Below are 17,620 nucleotides of genomic sequence, written 5' to 3' on the forward strand. Positions count from 1 at the left end.
ATATGGAATTATTAGTCTATTTGGGAAAATCAAGTATCATATTGAGCTTGTTTTATTTGGTTTATATTTTGTTTTTAGAAAAAGAGACCTTCTTTAATGGTATACGCGTTTATTTTTGGTTGGGAACTTTGGCTACATTTATTCTCCCCTTGGTTGAAATTAAACGTACGGTTTTTGTGGATAAGATTACTGTTCCAATATCAGAGGGTTTTTACTATCAAACTGCCGTAACTCATAACACCTTGGATTTAAATGGGATCCTAATGACCATCTATTTTATGGGGCTTGTTTCCTTATTGTTCATATTAGCTATTCGACTTATCTCCTTATTTAGTTTAATTGCAAAAGAGAAAAAAAACAAGTTAGAGAATTACTTTTTGATTAAAACGAATAAGGAAGTTAGCCCTTTCTCTTTTTTCAAATACATCGTAACCGGTAATCAAAAATTTGACGAGAATGAATTTGGTCAAATTTTGTTTCACGAAAAAGTACATGCCAAAGAATGGCATAGTCTAGATGTGCTGATGGCAAATATAGTTTCAATCATTTTTTGGTTTAACCCGTTTGCCTGGCTTTATAAAAAACAAATACAAAAAAATCTAGAATTTATCGCAGACGCTCACACGATTTCATCCTTAAAAAACAAAAAAGACTATCCTTATCTTCTATTAAAATCAGTTCCAACCAAATCTTATGGTTTAACAACCCAATTTTATGATTCAACAATTAAAAAACGAATTACTATGTTACACAAAACAAGATCTAAAAAGGTGAACCAATGGAAGTTTTTAACCGTACTACCGCTGTTAATCTTATTTTTATTCACAATGAATATCAAAACAGTGGCGCAAAATAAAACAGCACCGCTAAGTGTTCAAGAAGAACTTTTTATTGAAATCATTACTAAAGACTTCACAAAATCCCAATTGTCTAGCTTAAAAGAACAGCTCAATTCAAAAGGAATTGAATTTAAATTTGGCAAGTTAAAATACAATAGCCAAAATGAAATTACAGGTATCGAACTTTCGGCAAAATCAAAAACTGGTAATAAAGTAAATCTATCACAAAGCAGTACTGCTCCTATAAGCCCTATTAGAATCTCTTGGGATGATAAAGGAAAATTATCTCTTGGAAATGTTAATGTCGCTCCAGAAAATCATTTTGTTTGGAATGATTCAGGTGCTCACGGTTCACATAAAAAAATAGTCATTGAAAAAAACGGCGACAAAGATATATTGGTCTTCTCGCCTGAAGGTGAGGGTGGATCACTCATTTCAGAAGGCGAAAATATTTTTATCAGTGAAGATGGGAAAAAGCATGTGATAAAAATAAAATCTAAAGGTGATGATGACTTGATCTGGATCTCAAAAGAGGGTGATACAATCAGTCAAAAAACAATGAAGGTAAATACATTTACCGAGGATAACGGAAAAACTTATAAAGTGATCATTGAGAAAGACGGCGATGTAGATGCCAGTGAAGATATCCTTATTAAAACAGATGGAAAAATAAAGGAGAAAAAGGTGTTCTTCGTATCCTCAGATGATGAAAAACCGCTTATTTTAATTGATGGAAAAGAAGCCCCTGAATCTACTATGAAAGATTTAGATCCGGATAGAATTGATAAAATGGAAGTGTTGAAAGGAGATAAAGCCGTTGAAAAATACGGTGATAAAGGTAAAAATGGTGTTATTTTAATCACCACAAAGAAATAAGTCAGTTAAAAACATTTTAATCATCTATTGGGTTAAGTGATCTACCCAATAGATGATTTTTTTTATGAGAATGGTTACATTTGCCCTATGAAAAAGGAACTTTTTAAAGTGCTTGCAAAATTGAATAAAACGGTGCTCCCTAGTTTTGGAAAAAAGCAGTTAGACATGAGTAAAGCTGCCAAATGGCAATTGGCCATCATTGCATGGAGATATTATGTGACACGAAATAGTTTGGATTAAATTTTGTAAATTTAAGGATAAAACTATCCCCATGGATGATCATGATAAACACGTTAAATTTTTTGTTGGATCGTTGATTGAAATTCAGCGATTGCAATTAGATCTAGACGATCAAAACATACCTTCACTGGTAAAAAACAACTTTCAATCCGGATTGCGCTCTGGTTTTTATGGTGGATCGCCCTCTCAAGTAGAGCTTTTTATTTTTGAAAGCGATCTAGAAAAAGCAAAACCTATCCTCAAAGCATTTGAAAAGGAAATGAACGGGTGATTTTTTACAGATATATTTTTTCTTTTCTTTAAAATAAAAGTATATTTGCAGCCCAAAAATGGCCTCGTGGCGCAACTGAATAGCGCATCTGATTACGGCTCAGAAGGTTACAGGTTTGAATCCTGTCGAGGTCACGATAAACAAAAAACGCCAAGCTTGCTTGAGCGTTTTTTTTTATTTCTATTGTTTTGTATCAAAAATAGGGTCACCATACACAGAAATCTGTCAGTTTATGATAAAGCAAATAATATACATCACATAAACTTCGAATAGACAGGTGAATTTTTTTAACAAATGATAGGATTGACCTATCATCTGCGTTCTCCCCCTCTAATCTGATATTTGCACTCAAAAATCATTTTTTGTATCTTAGGGCTGTTTCACTTAATACATTTGATCATGAACTTAGCCCCCAGATTAGAACATGCCATCACCAAACTCTACAATGCTTTCCATCAAAATACCCTAAACCCTGAAGATTGTTATCGATGTGCCGTTGGAAACATTTGTGACAATCAAGATTTTTGGAAACATTTTACAGATAAACACGGCAGTGATCAATTGAATTATTTGGGAAGGGTTCACGAATTGATGGGCAGAAAATACTATGGATATTTACCCTCAGAATTGTTAAAAATAGAATCCACTTTTCTTGAAGGTTGCGGATATAAGAAAGCTTCCGTGCAAAAAAGATCCATTTCAGATCGATATAGTAAAGACCAATTATTTGACGGCCTATTTAGTGCAGTGGCTCTTTTATGCGCTTTGGAAGGAATTGAAAATGTGATGGACTATTCTAAACTTTTCCATCATGAAAAAGATATTCCAGTTTATGAATTGCCATTTTAGTAAATAAAAAAAGAGGTGTATTTAACACCTCTTTTTTGTTGATTCTTTTTATTGATTTCTACCAAATCCGCACTCTCTCTTCAGGAGATAAATACATTCCATCACCTTCTTTTACGTCAAAAGCTGAATAAAAAGCATCAATATTTTTAAGAGGCTGTGTAGCCCTGTACATGCCCGGAGAATGTGGGTCTGTTAAAATCTGATTTCTCAAAGCATCATCTCTCATCAAGGTTCTCCAAACCGTAGCCCAACTCATAAAGAATCTTTGCTCTGGACTAAAGCCATCAATATTCTCTGGTCTACCCTCAACTTCAAAGAACAACTGCAAACCGTCGTAAGCGCCTAAAAGTCCTCCTAGATCTCCAATATTTTCTCCTAAAGTAAATTTACCATTGATAAAAACACTGTCCAACACCTCAATCTTACTGTATTGTTCTGCCAACGCATCACCTCTTTTGGTAAACTCTTCTAAATCTGTATCTGTCCACCAGTTCTTTAAATTACCATCCTTGTCATATCTAGAACCAGAATCATCAAAGGCGTGCGAAATTTCATGTCCGATTACAGCACCCATTCCACCATAATTTACAGCTTCATCTGCTTTGTAGTTATAAAACGGAGGTTGTAATATCGCAGCAGGAAAAACAATCTCATTGTTTCTAGGGTTAAAATAAGCGTTTACAGTTTGAGGAGCCATACCCCATCTAGCTTTATCTACAGGTTCGTACAATTCAGAAAAATTTTTAGCTGTTTCAAATTCTTGAACGGCTCTCATATTTTCTGCCAATGAATTTCCCTCTTTAATAGCTAATTTAGAATAATCTTCCCATTTATCAGGATATCCAATTTTAACTGTCAGATTCTCTAATTTTTCAATAGCCTTCACTTTGGTGTCTTCACTCATCCAATCTAACACCTGGATTCTATTTTGAAATGCTTTAATAACATTCGAAATCATTTGCTCAGCTTTTGCTTTTGCCTCTGGTGGAAACTTAGCATCAACATACAATTTACCCAAAGCTTCACCCACTGAACCTGTTACTGTGCCAAGAGCTCTTTCATCTAAAGGTTGTTGCGCTTTCGCACCTCTGAGTGTTTTAGAATAAAAATCCCAACTCGTTTTTTCCATTTCTGTACTCAAATTACCCGCTGCTCTTCGCAAAGTCGACCATTTTACCATGGTTTTTACATCTTCAAAAGGTGTAGTTTTTACCACTTTATTAAGGGCATCCATATATTTGAGTTCTGAAACGATAACGGAATCGACTTCTTTCTCAATTCCGGCATCTTTAAACATTGTTTCCCATTGGAAAACAGGAGAAATTGTCTGTAATTCTGTTAGAGTTCTCGGATTATTTCTCTTTCTTGCATCTCTCCGTTCTACTTTATCCATTCTTGGCTCGGCTAACTTAGTTTCAAGGGCCAATATCGTTTCTGCACTTTCTTGGGCTTGCTCACCTACTACCCCTGTAAAACTCATAAGATTTACAATAAACTGCTTGTATTGCTCTCTGATTTCTTTTGATTTCTCATCTTGATTGATGTAATAGTCCCTATCAGGCAATCCCAATCTACCGGGAGAAATATACATGGTATTCATCGCACTGTTGTTTAAATCTGCTCCAACTCCAAACCCAATAAATGGATTTGAAACCGCCACATCCTTAGCAATTAATCCTTGCAGCTCTGCCATATTTTGAGCAGCATCAATACTTTTTAAAGTTGGCAAAATCGGATTTACACCTAAGCTATCTCTGGTTAAAGTGTCCATTTCAGATTTAAACAATAGTAAAGCTTTTCCCTGATCGGTTTCTTCACTATAAGCACCTGACTCTTTTGCAAAAGAAATAATCTCTAACAAATCTTTCCGTGTAGATTTTCTTAATACATTAAATCCTCCCCAACTCACTTCATCTTCGGGTATTTCATTTTCTTTTAACCAAGTACCATTGACATAATTAAAAAAATCGTCTTTGGGATTTACATTGGGGTCCATGTTAGCCAATACAATTCCCTCTACTTTTTCTTCCGTTTCCTCTACTTTCTCAGTTTTTTGACATGCCACAATACTTAGAAGTACCAAAGCCAAAAAAAGAGGACTGAATAACTTACCTTTTCTTTGTTTAATCATTTTAAGTTTTTTGATAATATTAATTAATAATTCCACCTACAAATGTAATCTTTTGAACGAATTGACCTTTCAACTCTCTGTAACATAAGCTACACAAAAGGCATTTTGACAAAAAGTTACAAATATTTTCTGTTCATCTTTTTTTACAATTGCATGAACAAATATAGCTCAATTATTGTATTTCCAAATTCTGCTGAAATAAACGAATGTTTTGACGATAAAATTATTGACTAAGAGGTAAGAATACTTCTGTTTCCCATTCCATTTCTTTGGTATCCGTAAATGGATTGTTATGAAAAATTTCAATAGGCTCGAGATCCACCTCAAAATGTTGTCTTATTGCATAATCATGAAGGGCAAACCAGGCTTTATCAGAATAGATATAATTCCCGTTATAAATTGTTTTTAACGCCTGCTTAGAAAGTAGTTGATCAAATTTGAGTGCACCAGTTATATCTGGCTGAACTACAGAATCAATTTGAATACAAAGCCTATAATCAATCTTGTTTTCCTTTAAATTCCAATTTTTTACCATCACAAATGGGTAACCTTTTCTAAGAATACCTAGCTCATCTACTTGATGAATAAGCTCATAATTATGCTTCATCATCTGTTCAGCTTTATCGAATACAGATACGTTCTTGATATCTACATAGGCATAATTTAGTTGAGGTGTTTCAACCAAGATCACCTCATTCACTTTAAACTTATTCGATAGACTTTGCTCCGCTCCCTCTTTAAATGCGGTAGACAATTGTACGATATTTTTCTTGAATTCATTCGAATAAAAAGGTGCAATAATTCTGTTCAATACAGTTTTTCCAGGCTCCTTAAAACCTAGCGTTATATTTGTTACAGAATCATTCTCCGGCTTAAGTTTCCAATAAAGGTTGTAGATTCTATTATTATTTTTTAGTTCCAGTTGCAATGAGTGATACCTTTGATCGTCTAGAAACTTGATTTTGGCACCCTTAGGTCTACCTAATTCTATACCCCAGTCTTTGATCAATGCATAAGCAACCCCTGGTGAAGTTGGAAGTTTAAACCTGATTATATAATCGCTCTGTTTTAGAAATAAATACCAAAATGCGACTAAGCCAACTGCAAATAAAAGGATCTTTTTTGCCGTCATATTTAATTGGCCAACTGAAGTTTATTGTCCACAAAGTGTCCTAAATTCTTCCCTTGAATCAACCCATTGTCTATGGCAGCTCTAAAATGAATGCCACCATATAATCTGCTAATTGCAGCTTCTGATGAAGCCTCATAAAATGATCCGAAACTTCTAACGGGTAATCCATAAACCAATTCTGTTGTATCGTCGAATGCAAAATTGTCTCCGAAGATTTCTGTTAATATTACTGAAGCAGCACCTGAAACTACTGAATGTCCGCTCGTGTATTCCGGAAATGGAGGTGTTTGTAAAACAGGAATCCAACTTTCGTCAAATGTATTATTGATAATGGTTTCCGGACGAATTAAATTACTGCTATACTTCTCATCCCAGCAACTTATAAAAGCATCTGCCATTGCCATGGAGGCTTTTGCATAGACATAGACCGTTTTTGAAAAATCAGCTTCAGCTTTTTGTGAAGCAATCTTACAAATACCAATCCAATGTCCTCCTGGAGTAATCTTTTTTGTCGCGAACATCAAATGTCCTTTCGTCATTGATACATAAGGGTTACAATCCCAAAAACTAGCAATTTCTACATGTTGTTCATCCTTTTTTTTATCAGGACCTCCTCCTCCTAACTCATACACTTCCATTAGTTCTTTATAAAATTTACTATTCTTTGCCATTGTAAACTCCGGATGTGGAAGCGGTTTAAATTGAGCCGCAGAATCAATTGCGAATGGTCTGATTTTACTCCAATGTGGTTCAATCCCATCCATATACATCGGAGGTGTTGGTTGCCAACGAGATACCTCATCCGATTTTACTGTAAATTTTGGCATGGTGCGGGTTTGTTTGTAATTATCTTCATCCAACCAAGCTTTGACATGATTTGCTACCTCTAAGCCATAAGATCTAGAATCATTAAAAACTTTTGAATTTCTCTGCTCCCAATCCGTGTACAGACTATCTCTATATTCATTCATCATGGCTTCTGAAAAAATAAGTTCTTTTCCAACTTCCAAAAAAGCAATTATTGAGGCCATTTCAAAATTGAGATTCTTTTGGCTCGGTTTAGGCGTAGTCTTATAATTTGTTGCCATTCCCTCAATCGATTTGTAATTTTCATCTTTTTGAGCGATTACTTCATAACCGGCAACAGAAGCATAAGCATATATTCTGCTGGCTACCGGAGGCGAAAAAATATCATGAACAATGACCGAGGTTAACTGATCCATGGCATTGTGGTAATCCTTTGGTGTAATCTCAATTTTTTCTTCCTTTTTTGAGCAAGATAAGACCATCAAGCCTAAAACTACTAATAACAGACCTTTTTTCATTTTTTCCATGTTTCTAAATGATATAATTCTGGTTTCCCATCGTTTAGAGTTACCAACAAGTATTCTTTATGATTGATATGAATAATTTCAAATCCTCTTAGAAGTTTATTCGATAAATTTAGACCAAGTTGAGATGTTGAGGTGAATTTTATTGGGCTTTCTAAGATATAACCCGGCATCGCGTCCAATCTGCCATGAAAAGGAATTACTCCTGTGAAATTCCCTCCAAGAAGAAGGTCCTTCTCTCCGTTCTTATCAAAATCATACACCAAAAAACGCGTAATTGGGGCAAGTTGTAGTTCATCGGCGAATCTGCGAAATCTGTATTTACCTTTCATATTTTCCAAATAACCGCTTGCCAATTCTTGCACTTCAAACTTTTGCATTTTACCAAGAAGTTCCTTCTCAAAGACCTCATCTAAATCTTTTCCCGCAAACAAGTCATAAGAAGTAAACTTCTTTTTCAGCGAATTAATTTGTGAAGCAAGCTCATCTAATCCTAAAAGAGGATAGTATTTACCTTCTTTTTCGCTTGCAATGATTGTTTCGGTAGTACCATTATTATCATAATCTCCATAGAACATTTGCAAAGGATATTTGGAACTAGCTTTAAATTTACTATTCAAACCCCAATTACCTAAAACGATATCTTCATCCCCATCCTGATCTATATCAAATAATTTTATTTGTTGCCAAAGCCCATTCAATTGTTCCTCTTCATAAAGGAAAATCTCTTCAAATTTACCTCTGTTATTTTTAAAAAACCTTGGGGACATCCATTCTCCCACCATGACCAAATCATGATAATCATCACCATCTAGATCTGCCCAAAGAAAATCAGAAATCATACCAACATCATCAAACAATTCTGTTTGAACCGGTAAAAATTTTCCGCCCTCATTTTTGACCAAGTAAGACTTTGGTATTTTACCAAAGTCATACGCTTTAAAACCTCCAGCAATAAATAAATCTACATCACCATCTTTATCGTAATCAAAAGCCCTAACTACACTCCCATTTTCAAAGGAATTAGGCATAACATCAGCTTTTTCTTTTAAACCTGTTTTATCTCCATAATATACTCTATCGAGTAAATGAACCGATTCTCTATAATAATCACCACCACTGCTCATAACAAACAAATCTTTCTGTCCATCACCGTTAAAATCTTCGATCACTGCAGAAACATCCTCTTTCAAGGAATCATTTTTCAAGATATTTTGTTCTGCTTCAATAAACATTCCATCATTTTGAAAATACAATTTTGAATGACTGAAAATCGATGATCCAAAAAAAACATCTTCTTTGCCATCACCATTAAAATCTCCAACTACAGTAGCAGGACCTTTATCTGAAATTTTATAAGGAATTAATTTTTGTCGATTAAAATCATTATAATCATTTTCTCTGTGTTCGTATAAAATCCCAACAGAATCAATGTTTATTGATTTGAAAACCTTTTGCGCACCCTTTGAATAAACTCCTAAATTAAATTTTTCTCTGTTTTTTGAAGCTTTGAGAACCAATTTTTGATTGACTTTCTGCTTGTATATTTTTTGAAGGGTTTGATCGGGCCAAATTACCCACAGCGAATCTATTTCGACAGATTTTCCAAATCCGAAATTAAGTATAGGCTCTGAACTAGATTGAAACCCTTTGGTTGTATACAATTGTTTAAACTGTTTTTCACCTTGATTAAAGGAGATCACTTTTGTACCTATCCCAAATTTATTCTTCTTTTCATATTCAAATTGAATAATGAGGTAATTTCCCAATGTCTTTCCATTATTTTTATACAGAGTAGGTGATTGATTCAGGTTGTTGGTAATCACATCTAGATCGCCATCATTATCAAAATCTGCGTAAGCGGCGCCATTGGAGATTAAGGTATCATCGCTAATCCAATTTCCTGTTTGGTCTTTGAATCGGATTCCTTCATTACCCTCAAAAATATAATTCTTGACACTTCCTGACGGCATTAATTTTAATGCTTCTTTATCTACCAAATTTGTTTGATCGATCTTTTTCTGTATTTCTTCATTTGAATAATATTTGATGTAATCCAGATTATTAGGTCTTTTTGGGATACCCGTAAAAACGAAAAGATCTTCCTCGCCGTCCAAATTGTAATCGGCAAAAAGAGCAGACCAACTCCAGTCTGTCGCCGCAACGCCACTGAAGAGCGCTGTTTCAAGAAAATTTGCACCTCCTTGATTAATTTGCAACATATTTCGGCTAAATTGATAATGATAACCAAGCATTTTTATTCTCAAATCGAGAATATCCAATCCTTCATCACCATCTGAAGATTTTAATACTTTTTCTTCTTCTGGCAGCATGTCCAAGGTAATAATATCGGTAAATCCGTCATGATTAATATCAGCAACATCGCTTCCCATCGAAAATCGAGAAGTATGCCCAAAATGTTTTTTGAGCGATTCCGTAAACGTTCCATTTCCGTTGTTCAGGTAAAAATAATCATCCTCATGAAAATCATTACAGATATAGATATCCGTAAATCCATCATTATTAAAGTCTGCCGTTGCTATACTCAAACCATAACTGTTATACCCTCCAAAAATTCCGGCTTCCTCACTCACATCAACAAAGATATTTCCATCATTTCTGAGCAATTTATCTCCACTCTCATAAATTCTCTTATTTCTGATCGTTGCCGGGCCAAAAGAATTGACCGAATGAACCGCATGATTGAGAAGGTACATATCCAAATCGCCATCGTTATCATAATCAAAAAAAGATGCAGTAGAGGCATAGGTTTCAAAATCCAAACCATACTTTTTTGCAGATTCGGTAAAAGTTCCGTCATGGTTATTGATAAAGAGTTCGTTGACACCATCAAAACCATTGATACCCACGACAGCACAGACATAAATATCTAAAAATCCATCGCCATTCACGTCTGCCATAGTAACACCAGAATTCCATTCAGAATTTCCACCTACACCTGCATTTTGGGTAATATCTTCAAATTGTAGATTTCCCTTATTGAGGTAAAGTTTATTTTCTTCGAGATTAGACACAAAAAAAATATCTGTGAGACCATCATTATTAATATCGCCAACAGAAACACCACCTCCATTATAAAAATATAGGTAATCAAGAATACTCAGTTCTTCTGAATCATTAACTCTATTCACAAAATCTATACCTAGATCTTGTCCTTCAATCTCCTCAAATAAATTGTTCTGTTCTTTATTTTGACAAGAAAGGAAAAGAAAAACAAGAATACAAAGTATATTATATCTAATCATTAAGTTCAAAAAGTTGTGGCGTATTGTCATTCAAGCCAACTATAAATAAATCAGGATGAAAATTATTTTTCAACCAGCGCATTTGCGAGGCTTGACCTCTTATAAAAAACCCAGAGTATTGGCTATTTGCACAGCTATACTTTCTTGCTGACTGACTCATAATAACATCCCCTGTACTTGCATCAGATCTAGAAAACTGAGGTTTATACCTAAAATCATTACCCGCAGTAATTATATCTAAAACACCATCTCCATTTAAATCTTTAGTGAGAATCGCATTTACACTTGACCGTTGAATTCTATTGGGTAGCGATTCTATCGCAAAGTTATTGTCGCCATTGTTATATGCAATAACACTTTCGAAAGTCATGACGCTTTTAACTATAGAATTTTCGATAATTTTTTCATTAAAGAGACCATTGATATCTGTTTTGGCATAATCTTCAAACTTAAGTACAGTTTTTTTTAAGGAAGGAATCTGTTTTGAAAGCTCCTTTCTCAATACCACAGGCATATCTTTTCGATTAATGTTTCTCGTTAAAATTTGCTCGATAGTACCATTATTATCAAAATCATTGATATACATTTTAGCGGGGTTTTCTTTGGAAGTCTCATAAAACCAATTTGTTCCTTTGTTCCCCAAAACTAAGTCCAATTTGCCATCGCCGTCCAAATCACAGACATCCAATGCAGTCCATAAACCTGTTAATTCACTAAGATTTGATTTAATTTTTTTTAATCGTCTTCCTGAATTTTCAAAGATCATAGGAGCCATCCACTCTCCGGCGATCACTAAATCTGCTTTTTCATCCTGATTCATATCTATCCAAACTGCATTTGTAATCATACCTACTTTTTTAAGATCAAATGCCTTGGATTCTATGACATCTACAAATTTTCCCTTTCCATCATTTTCAAATAATAAATTCTCGGGGTCTACTCCGTAAATACCAGGAATACTTCTATGTCCGATGAATAGGTCTATATCTCCATCAGAGTCAAAATCACATGGGGCTACCACTGCTGTATTGAGTTGAACGGGAGTAAAAGAACTTTGTTGAAACTCAAAATTACCTTGTCCGTCGTTAAAATAAATTCTATCGTTGAAATATTCCTTTCTTTCAAGCACATTGTTTCCACCTGATCCAACATATAAATCCTGATCACCGTCTTGATCAGCATCAAAAAATGCGGAAGCCGTATCTTCAAAAACAGCATGATTTGCAAAAGCCGTCTGCTCAACAGAAGAATAGGTGCCATCCGCATTTTGTAAATATATTCTCGCTGATTGCCCCGAGGCACCACCAACAAAAATATCTTCCCTTCCATCATTATTCACATCAGCAAGGGCAAAGGTTGGCCCTTCTCTTGACAACATTTTTGGTATGAGGCCTTCATAATCAAAGTCTACATAATCATTTTCCAGATGACTGTCAAAAGTACCCTGTACTTCCTTAAAAATAGGTTTGATTCTTTCTTTAGAAACAGGTTTATCAGAAGTTGCCAGTAAATTCAGGTCAATTTTAAACTCCTCATTCAAGGGTATTTCTTTTATAACAACCCTATGTCTATCAGGACGGAATACTTCAATTGAATCAACTTTATCAATTTCTGCAAGTCCAAAAACCAATTTATAATCTATGGAAGATTGAAAACCCCTTGATGGAATCAGTTCTTGGCGATAAATATTCTCGCCTGCATGCAACAAAATCAATGAACCAATACCATATGTGTTTATAGAATCACCAACGACATTTACTTTGACAAAGTTCCTTTTATACTTTTCATTGGATTTATTTTCAAAGACAAACAATTTTTGATTAACATTATTGACAATCAAATCGAGATCTCCATCATTATCCAGATCTCCATATGAAGCCCCATTTGAAAAACTCGGGATATCCATACCCCAACTTTTTGCAACATTCTGGAAAGTTAAATCTCCGTTGTTTTTCAAAATGTAATTTGGAATTGGCGTACTTGGCATTTCATCGATCACCTTTTTTTTGTCTGCTTCAATCTCCTTCACCGTCATGTTTCTAATAATATCATTGGCGAAAAAATCTATAAAATCTTGATTTGTAAGGTCGTGGAATATCCCATTTGACACATAAATATCCTTGAATCCGTCATTATCTAAATCGACCAAAAGAGCCCCCCAACTCCAATCAGTTTCTGCTACTCCGGCCTGAAAACCAATTTCAGAAAAAGTATTATCACCGTTATTGAACTGTAATGTGTTCTGCATGTATTGTTGATGAAAATCTCTATTTAATTTGAGTTTGTGCAAATCATAATTTTCAAATTCACTTGTTGTTTTTAACCTTTCGTCAAACTCCGGCAGCATATCTGTAGTAAAAATTTCGGGTAAACCATCATTGTTTATATCAGCCATATCCGCCCCCATAGATGACATACTCATGTGTTCTATCCAATCTTTACCTTCTTCAGAAAATGTGCCATCTCCCCTATTGATATATAAATAATCACGCTCGTAAAAATCATTGGAGATAAAAATATCAGGGAACAAATCTCTATTGACATCACCTATTGTTACACCCAAACCAAAACCAATTAGGCTGCTATAAATGCCTGCACTTTCCGAAACATCAACAAATTTTCCGTTTCTGTTCTCATATAATTTATCTCCTCCACCTTTATATTTTTCATCAATTTGCCAGTTTTCCTCTCTTAACTCACGCTTATTATTATAGCCTAAAGTACTTACAGGAATAAAACTGTTATTGAGCATATAAACATCTAAATCACCATCTAGGTCGTAATCAAAAAAAGCTGCGTGGGTTGTAAATCCGTTATCTGCTAAACCATATTCTTCCGCTTTTTCTGTAAATGTAAGATCACCATTATTGATAAAAAGTTCATTCTTTTGATCGTCTCCCTCAATATTTCCAGCATTACATACATAAATATCTAATAATCTATCATGGTTGATATCAACCATGACTACCCCTGTAGACCATGCCTTTTTTCCTCCGGTTTTACTCGATTCGGTAATGTCTTCAAATTGAAAATTCCCTTTATTCAAAAAAAGTTTATTTTCTTCCATATTAGAAGTTAAATAAACATCAGATAATCCATCATTATTTATATCGGCAATAGCTACACCACCGCCATTATAAAAATTACGATAAGAAAAAACATTGAAACCGTCTATGTTTTTAAGGTTATTACTAAAATCGATTCCTGTATCTTCTCTCAATACAAATAATGCATCATCGTTGTTGTATGTTTTCTCCTCTTTTTTAGCACATGAGAGGGTTGTAATAACTAATAAGCCAAATACAATTCCTTTTTTAATTTTAAACATTGTCTAATCCTCTTTAATCCAAACTAAATTTTGATTGTTTCTCGCAATAACCAAATAGCCCCGACCTCCAATCTTTAATGATTTAATATCTCTTATTGCACCTGAAACCGAAATATTTTTGGTTAATTTCATATTGATTTCAAAGTTTCCCTTTTGATCTATTGTCAACACCTGCCCTTTGGAAGCATCCAGTTGCCCTAATTGGGTATTTAACTGCGTATCATTTCCTCCAATAATAACATCGACATTTCCATCTTTGTCAAGATCATCAACGAAAACAGCATGTAGTGGGGAAATCTGCGCGAATTTAGGTAAATTATGTATCTTAAAGTTAAAATCCCCTTCGTTTTTGATCAAAATTGAAGCTAAATTATAAACATATTTCACTTTTGAAGAATTTATCAAATCTTTTTTAAAGATATCTTCAAAACCGGCTTTTGCAAAACTTCTATAGCTCAGAAAACGCTTATTAAGTGAGGGTATTTGTTTAGTGAGTTCATCCTTATTTGCAAATACTATTTCATTCCCATCACTAAAATAGGTCATAACAGGCTCCTCTGTCCCATTTTTATCAAAATCATTGATATATAAAGACATAGGTTCTTCATAGGAAGCATGTAATCGAGAATTTAAACCCCAATTTCCAAGAATAAGGTCTGTATCACCATCGTTATCAATATCAAATGGTACAACAACATTGTACAGACCATTTGTTCGCGATAAAAAATCAGTAGTTATTTCTTTTAAAATACCATTCTCGTTCCTATAAATTTTCAACGGCATCCAATGCCCCACTATAATAAGCTCTTCGTATTGATCTCCGTCTAAATCTGACCAAACTGCATCTCTAACCAATCCTGGATACAAAAGGCCTTGACTATGTTCAGAGGTCAGATCTCTAAAAACTCCACTTTCATTGATAAGCAGGTAAGATCTTGGGGTATCTCCAAATTTTTGTGATACCGAGGATCCTCCCAGAAAAATGTCCAAATCACCATCTTTATCAAAATCATTGATGGCAATGGCAGAGGTATTTGTTTCAATTTTCGGCAATCGATTATTTTCAAGTTTTAAATATCCATCATAATTGATGAACAAGCTAGGTTGTAAATTTTCACCCGAAACATATTCACTGCCACCATTGGCAATAAGTAAATCCAAATCTCCATCATTATCAACATCAAAAAATTCTTGGTTATTATTTTCCGTATTAGAAATGCTATCCAATTCATTATTAACATCCAAAAGAAATGTTGCATTATTCTGTTGCAGATATAAGTGAGCATTATGTTTTTTCCCATTCCCGATAAAAACATCATCTAATCCATCATTATTAAAGTCTATAACAGAAATGCGAGGTCCTAGATGTGAGGTCATATAAGGTGCCAATGGTTCTCTTAAAAATTCTTGAGAATCAAGCTCTGTATGTTGAAAATTAGGAATAAAATTATCTTCACTGTTTTTAACTTCAAAAGGATCAACTATAAACTTGTCCAAAACTGCATTTCTAACATCTACTATTGTCGCAGAATTAAGGGCCGGATTAAAAATAATCTGTGATTTTTGGTTGGGCCAAATAACCTCTAAAGAATCTATTTGGCTAATATTTCCAACACCTATTGTTAATTGAGTCGATACCGCGGATAAGTATCCTCTAGTAGGATAATTTTCATAAAAAATGATTCGGTCACCAGAAAATATTTTGCATTTTGCACCAATTCCCAATTTATTGTGTTCTTCACCAATGAAGGATATTTTTATAAAATTACGGTCTGTATATATTTGCTCGCTTCTATTTTCATACAAAAATGCCACCTGATTTAAATTGTTTGTTACGAGATCCAGATCTCCATCGTTATCCAGATCTGCATATGCCGCCCCATTACTAAAAGAGGGAGTTCCTTGGGCGGTTTTGGCAAAGGTTAAATCACCGTTATTCCCAAAAAAATAATTAGGAACTTTTTTCTGCGGTATTTCATTAATCATTTCCATATCATCCGCTGTCATTCCCTTTGATAATCTCTTTTGAATATTCTCATTAGAAATAAAGCTGATATAATCCATATCATTTGTTGCTCCATAAATTCCGTTAGACACAAAAATGTCTTTCAATCCATCGTTATCAAAATCCATCCATAAACCTGCCCAACTCCATTCAGAGGCCGAAACACCTGATAAATAAGCAATTTCACTAAAATATCCGTTCTTTCCGTTCAGATGAAGTGTGTTTTGCATGTACTGAGGATGATATCCATACTTCAGGTAATTCTGATATATATTGTAGTTAAATTCATTGCCTGAAGTTTTATAAGTTTCCAGATCATTGGGCAACATATCCATCGATAAAATATCTACTGCTCCATCGTTATTAAAATCAGCCAGATCATTTCCCATAGAAAAATGTGTGGTATGACCCATGATTTTGTTGTTCTGATGAATCTTTTCCTCAAAAGTTCCATCCCCTTTGTTGAGATACAAATAGTCATTTTCATAAAAATCATTCCCAACATAAATATCCGGGTAACCATCTGCATTGAGATCAGAAATCCCCAACCCTAAGCCAAATCCAATTTTACTGCTAAAAATACCGGCCTCTTCTGTAAAATCTTGAAAAAATCCCCTGTTATTTTTGTAAAAACGATCTCCTGAAATCGAATCTTTTACTTTTCTTTGACTTCCCTTGCCGTAATTGCTCGATGGATGAATTGAATGATTGAGCAAATACATATCTAGATCACCGTCTAGGTCAGCATCAAAAAATGCTGCTTGGGTAGAATACCCTGAAAAATTTAAACCATATTCCTCTGCTTTTTCTAAAAAATTTGGTATTCCATTTTCATCAATACCTTGATTTACATACAACAGATTTCTCCCAGAAATCCCTTTCAAACCATCAACCTGACAAACATAAATATCCGGTAAACCATCATCATTGACATCGGTTATAGTTACTCCTGTAGACCATCCCTTTTTAGTAATATTAGCCTTTTCACCAACCTCTTCAAATTTTAGTTTTCCCTTATTGAGAAATAATTGATTCTTTTCTTGGTTCGAAGCAAAGAAAATATCCTCCAATCCATCCTGATTAAAATCGGCAATACCTACCCCTGCTCCATTATAGTAATACAAATAAGTTAGGATATTTAGTTCTGGTGTATCTTCAAGTTGATTTTTAAAATGAATCCCACTCTTTTCTTCAGGTATAAGTTCAAATATTTCAAGAGTTTGTTCCTTTTCTTTTTGACAAGAAAAAACGAATAGGATAGTAAAAAGAGTGTAGATAAAATTACTTTTGAAAGTCATTCTGAACTATAAAAACGAAAAGTAATAAAAAAATAAATTGGGTCCTTCAAAAAA

General features: G+C 34.2%; 10 protein-coding genes and 1 tRNA gene. 5 read left to right on the top strand and 6 right to left on the bottom strand.

All coding sequences use genetic code 11. The annotated features are described in order from the left end of the window. Positions 1-2: 2 nt before the first annotated feature. The 5 genes from ACFQ39_RS00575 (at position 3) to ACFQ39_RS00595 (ending at position 3,075) form a co-directional block, all read left to right on the top strand. Positions 3-1,715 (top strand): M56 family metallopeptidase, encoded by a 1,713-nt coding sequence (locus tag ACFQ39_RS00575; protein WP_377175376.1) that lies wholly within the window; start codon positions 3-5, stop codon positions 1,713-1,715. An 87-nt stretch (positions 1,716-1,802) separates the two neighbouring features. Next, positions 1,803-1,955 carry an SsrA-binding protein gene (locus ACFQ39_RS00580; RefSeq protein WP_377175379.1) on the top strand — a complete coding sequence of 51 codons (153 nt, stop codon included), beginning with the start codon at positions 1,803-1,805 and terminating at the stop codon, positions 1,953-1,955. Between the two features lie 31 nt (positions 1,956-1,986). Next, complete coding sequence (locus tag ACFQ39_RS00585) at positions 1,987-2,226, top strand: putative signal transducing protein (protein ID WP_377175381.1); 240 nt, start codon at positions 1,987-1,989, stop codon at positions 2,224-2,226. A gap of 60 nt (positions 2,227-2,286) precedes the next feature. Continuing rightward, a tRNA-Arg gene (locus ACFQ39_RS00590) sits at positions 2,287-2,360 on the top strand. A 265-nt stretch (positions 2,361-2,625) separates the two neighbouring features. Then, complete coding sequence (locus ACFQ39_RS00595) at positions 2,626-3,075, top strand: Na(+)-translocating NADH-quinone reductase subunit F (protein WP_377175383.1); 450 nt, start codon at positions 2,626-2,628, stop codon at positions 3,073-3,075. Positions 3,076-3,133: 58 nt separating this feature from the next. On the opposite strand, the gene ACFQ39_RS00600 is transcribed toward ACFQ39_RS00595, so the two are convergent. The 6 genes from ACFQ39_RS00600 to ACFQ39_RS00625 form a co-directional block, all read right to left on the bottom strand. Next, entirely contained in the window at positions 3,134-5,206 is a 2,073-nt protein-coding gene (locus ACFQ39_RS00600) for a M13 family metallopeptidase (protein WP_377175385.1), read from the bottom strand. A gap of 223 nt (positions 5,207-5,429) precedes the next feature. Then, positions 5,430-6,338 carry a hypothetical protein gene (locus tag ACFQ39_RS00605; RefSeq protein ID WP_377175386.1) on the bottom strand — a complete coding sequence of 303 codons (909 nt, stop codon included), beginning with the start codon at positions 6,336-6,338 and terminating at the stop codon, positions 5,430-5,432. Between the two features lie 2 nt (positions 6,339-6,340). Beyond that, positions 6,341-7,663 carry a vanadium-dependent haloperoxidase gene (locus ACFQ39_RS00610; protein WP_377175387.1) on the bottom strand — a complete coding sequence of 441 codons (1,323 nt, stop codon included), beginning with the start codon at positions 7,661-7,663 and terminating at the stop codon, positions 6,341-6,343. Continuing rightward, on the bottom strand, positions 7,660-10,935 hold the full coding sequence (locus tag ACFQ39_RS00615) for a VCBS repeat-containing protein (RefSeq protein WP_377175388.1): 3,276 nt from the start codon (positions 10,933-10,935) through the stop codon (positions 7,660-7,662). The genes ACFQ39_RS00610 and ACFQ39_RS00615 overlap by 4 nt, the downstream gene beginning before the upstream one ends. Next, the gene (locus ACFQ39_RS00620; protein WP_377175390.1) at positions 10,928-14,263 is read right to left on the bottom strand and encodes a VCBS repeat-containing protein; all 3,336 of its coding nucleotides are present in this window, start codon (positions 14,261-14,263) and stop codon (positions 10,928-10,930) included. Before ACFQ39_RS00620 ends, ACFQ39_RS00615 begins: the two co-directional genes overlap by 8 nt. Before the next feature lie 3 nt (positions 14,264-14,266). Beyond that, positions 14,267-17,566 carry a VCBS repeat-containing protein gene (locus ACFQ39_RS00625; RefSeq protein ID WP_377175391.1) on the bottom strand — a complete coding sequence of 1,100 codons (3,300 nt, stop codon included), beginning with the start codon at positions 17,564-17,566 and terminating at the stop codon, positions 14,267-14,269. Positions 17,567-17,620 lie beyond the last annotated feature (54 nt).

Origin of the sequence: Namhaeicola litoreus, assembly GCF_042679565.1 — a bacterium.
In the GTDB taxonomy this organism is placed as follows: Bacteria; Bacteroidota; Bacteroidia; order Flavobacteriales; family Flavobacteriaceae; genus Namhaeicola; species Namhaeicola litoreus.

Coding starts and splice junctions, on each gene's coding strand:
- ACFQ39_RS00575 (WP_377175376.1), top strand. CDS start 3: ATGGAATTATTAGTCTATTTGGGAAAATCAAGTATCATATTGAGCTTG.
- ACFQ39_RS00580 (WP_377175379.1), top strand. CDS start 1,803: ATGAAAAAGGAACTTTTTAAAGTGCTTGCAAAATTGAATAAAACGGTG.
- ACFQ39_RS00585 (WP_377175381.1), top strand. CDS start 1,987: ATGGATGATCATGATAAACACGTTAAATTTTTTGTTGGATCGTTGATT.
- ACFQ39_RS00595 (WP_377175383.1), top strand. CDS start 2,626: ATGAACTTAGCCCCCAGATTAGAACATGCCATCACCAAACTCTACAAT.
- ACFQ39_RS00600 (WP_377175385.1), bottom strand. CDS start 5,206: ATGATTAAACAAAGAAAAGGTAAGTTATTCAGTCCTCTTTTTTTGGCT.
- ACFQ39_RS00605 (WP_377175386.1), bottom strand. CDS start 6,338: ATGACGGCAAAAAAGATCCTTTTATTTGCAGTTGGCTTAGTCGCATTT.
- ACFQ39_RS00610 (WP_377175387.1), bottom strand. CDS start 7,663: ATGAAAAAAGGTCTGTTATTAGTAGTTTTAGGCTTGATGGTCTTATCT.
- ACFQ39_RS00615 (WP_377175388.1), bottom strand. CDS start 10,935: ATGATTAGATATAATATACTTTGTATTCTTGTTTTTCTTTTCCTTTCT.
- ACFQ39_RS00620 (WP_377175390.1), bottom strand. CDS start 14,263: ATGTTTAAAATTAAAAAAGGAATTGTATTTGGCTTATTAGTTATTACA.
- ACFQ39_RS00625 (WP_377175391.1), bottom strand. CDS start 17,566: ATGACTTTCAAAAGTAATTTTATCTACACTCTTTTTACTATCCTATTC.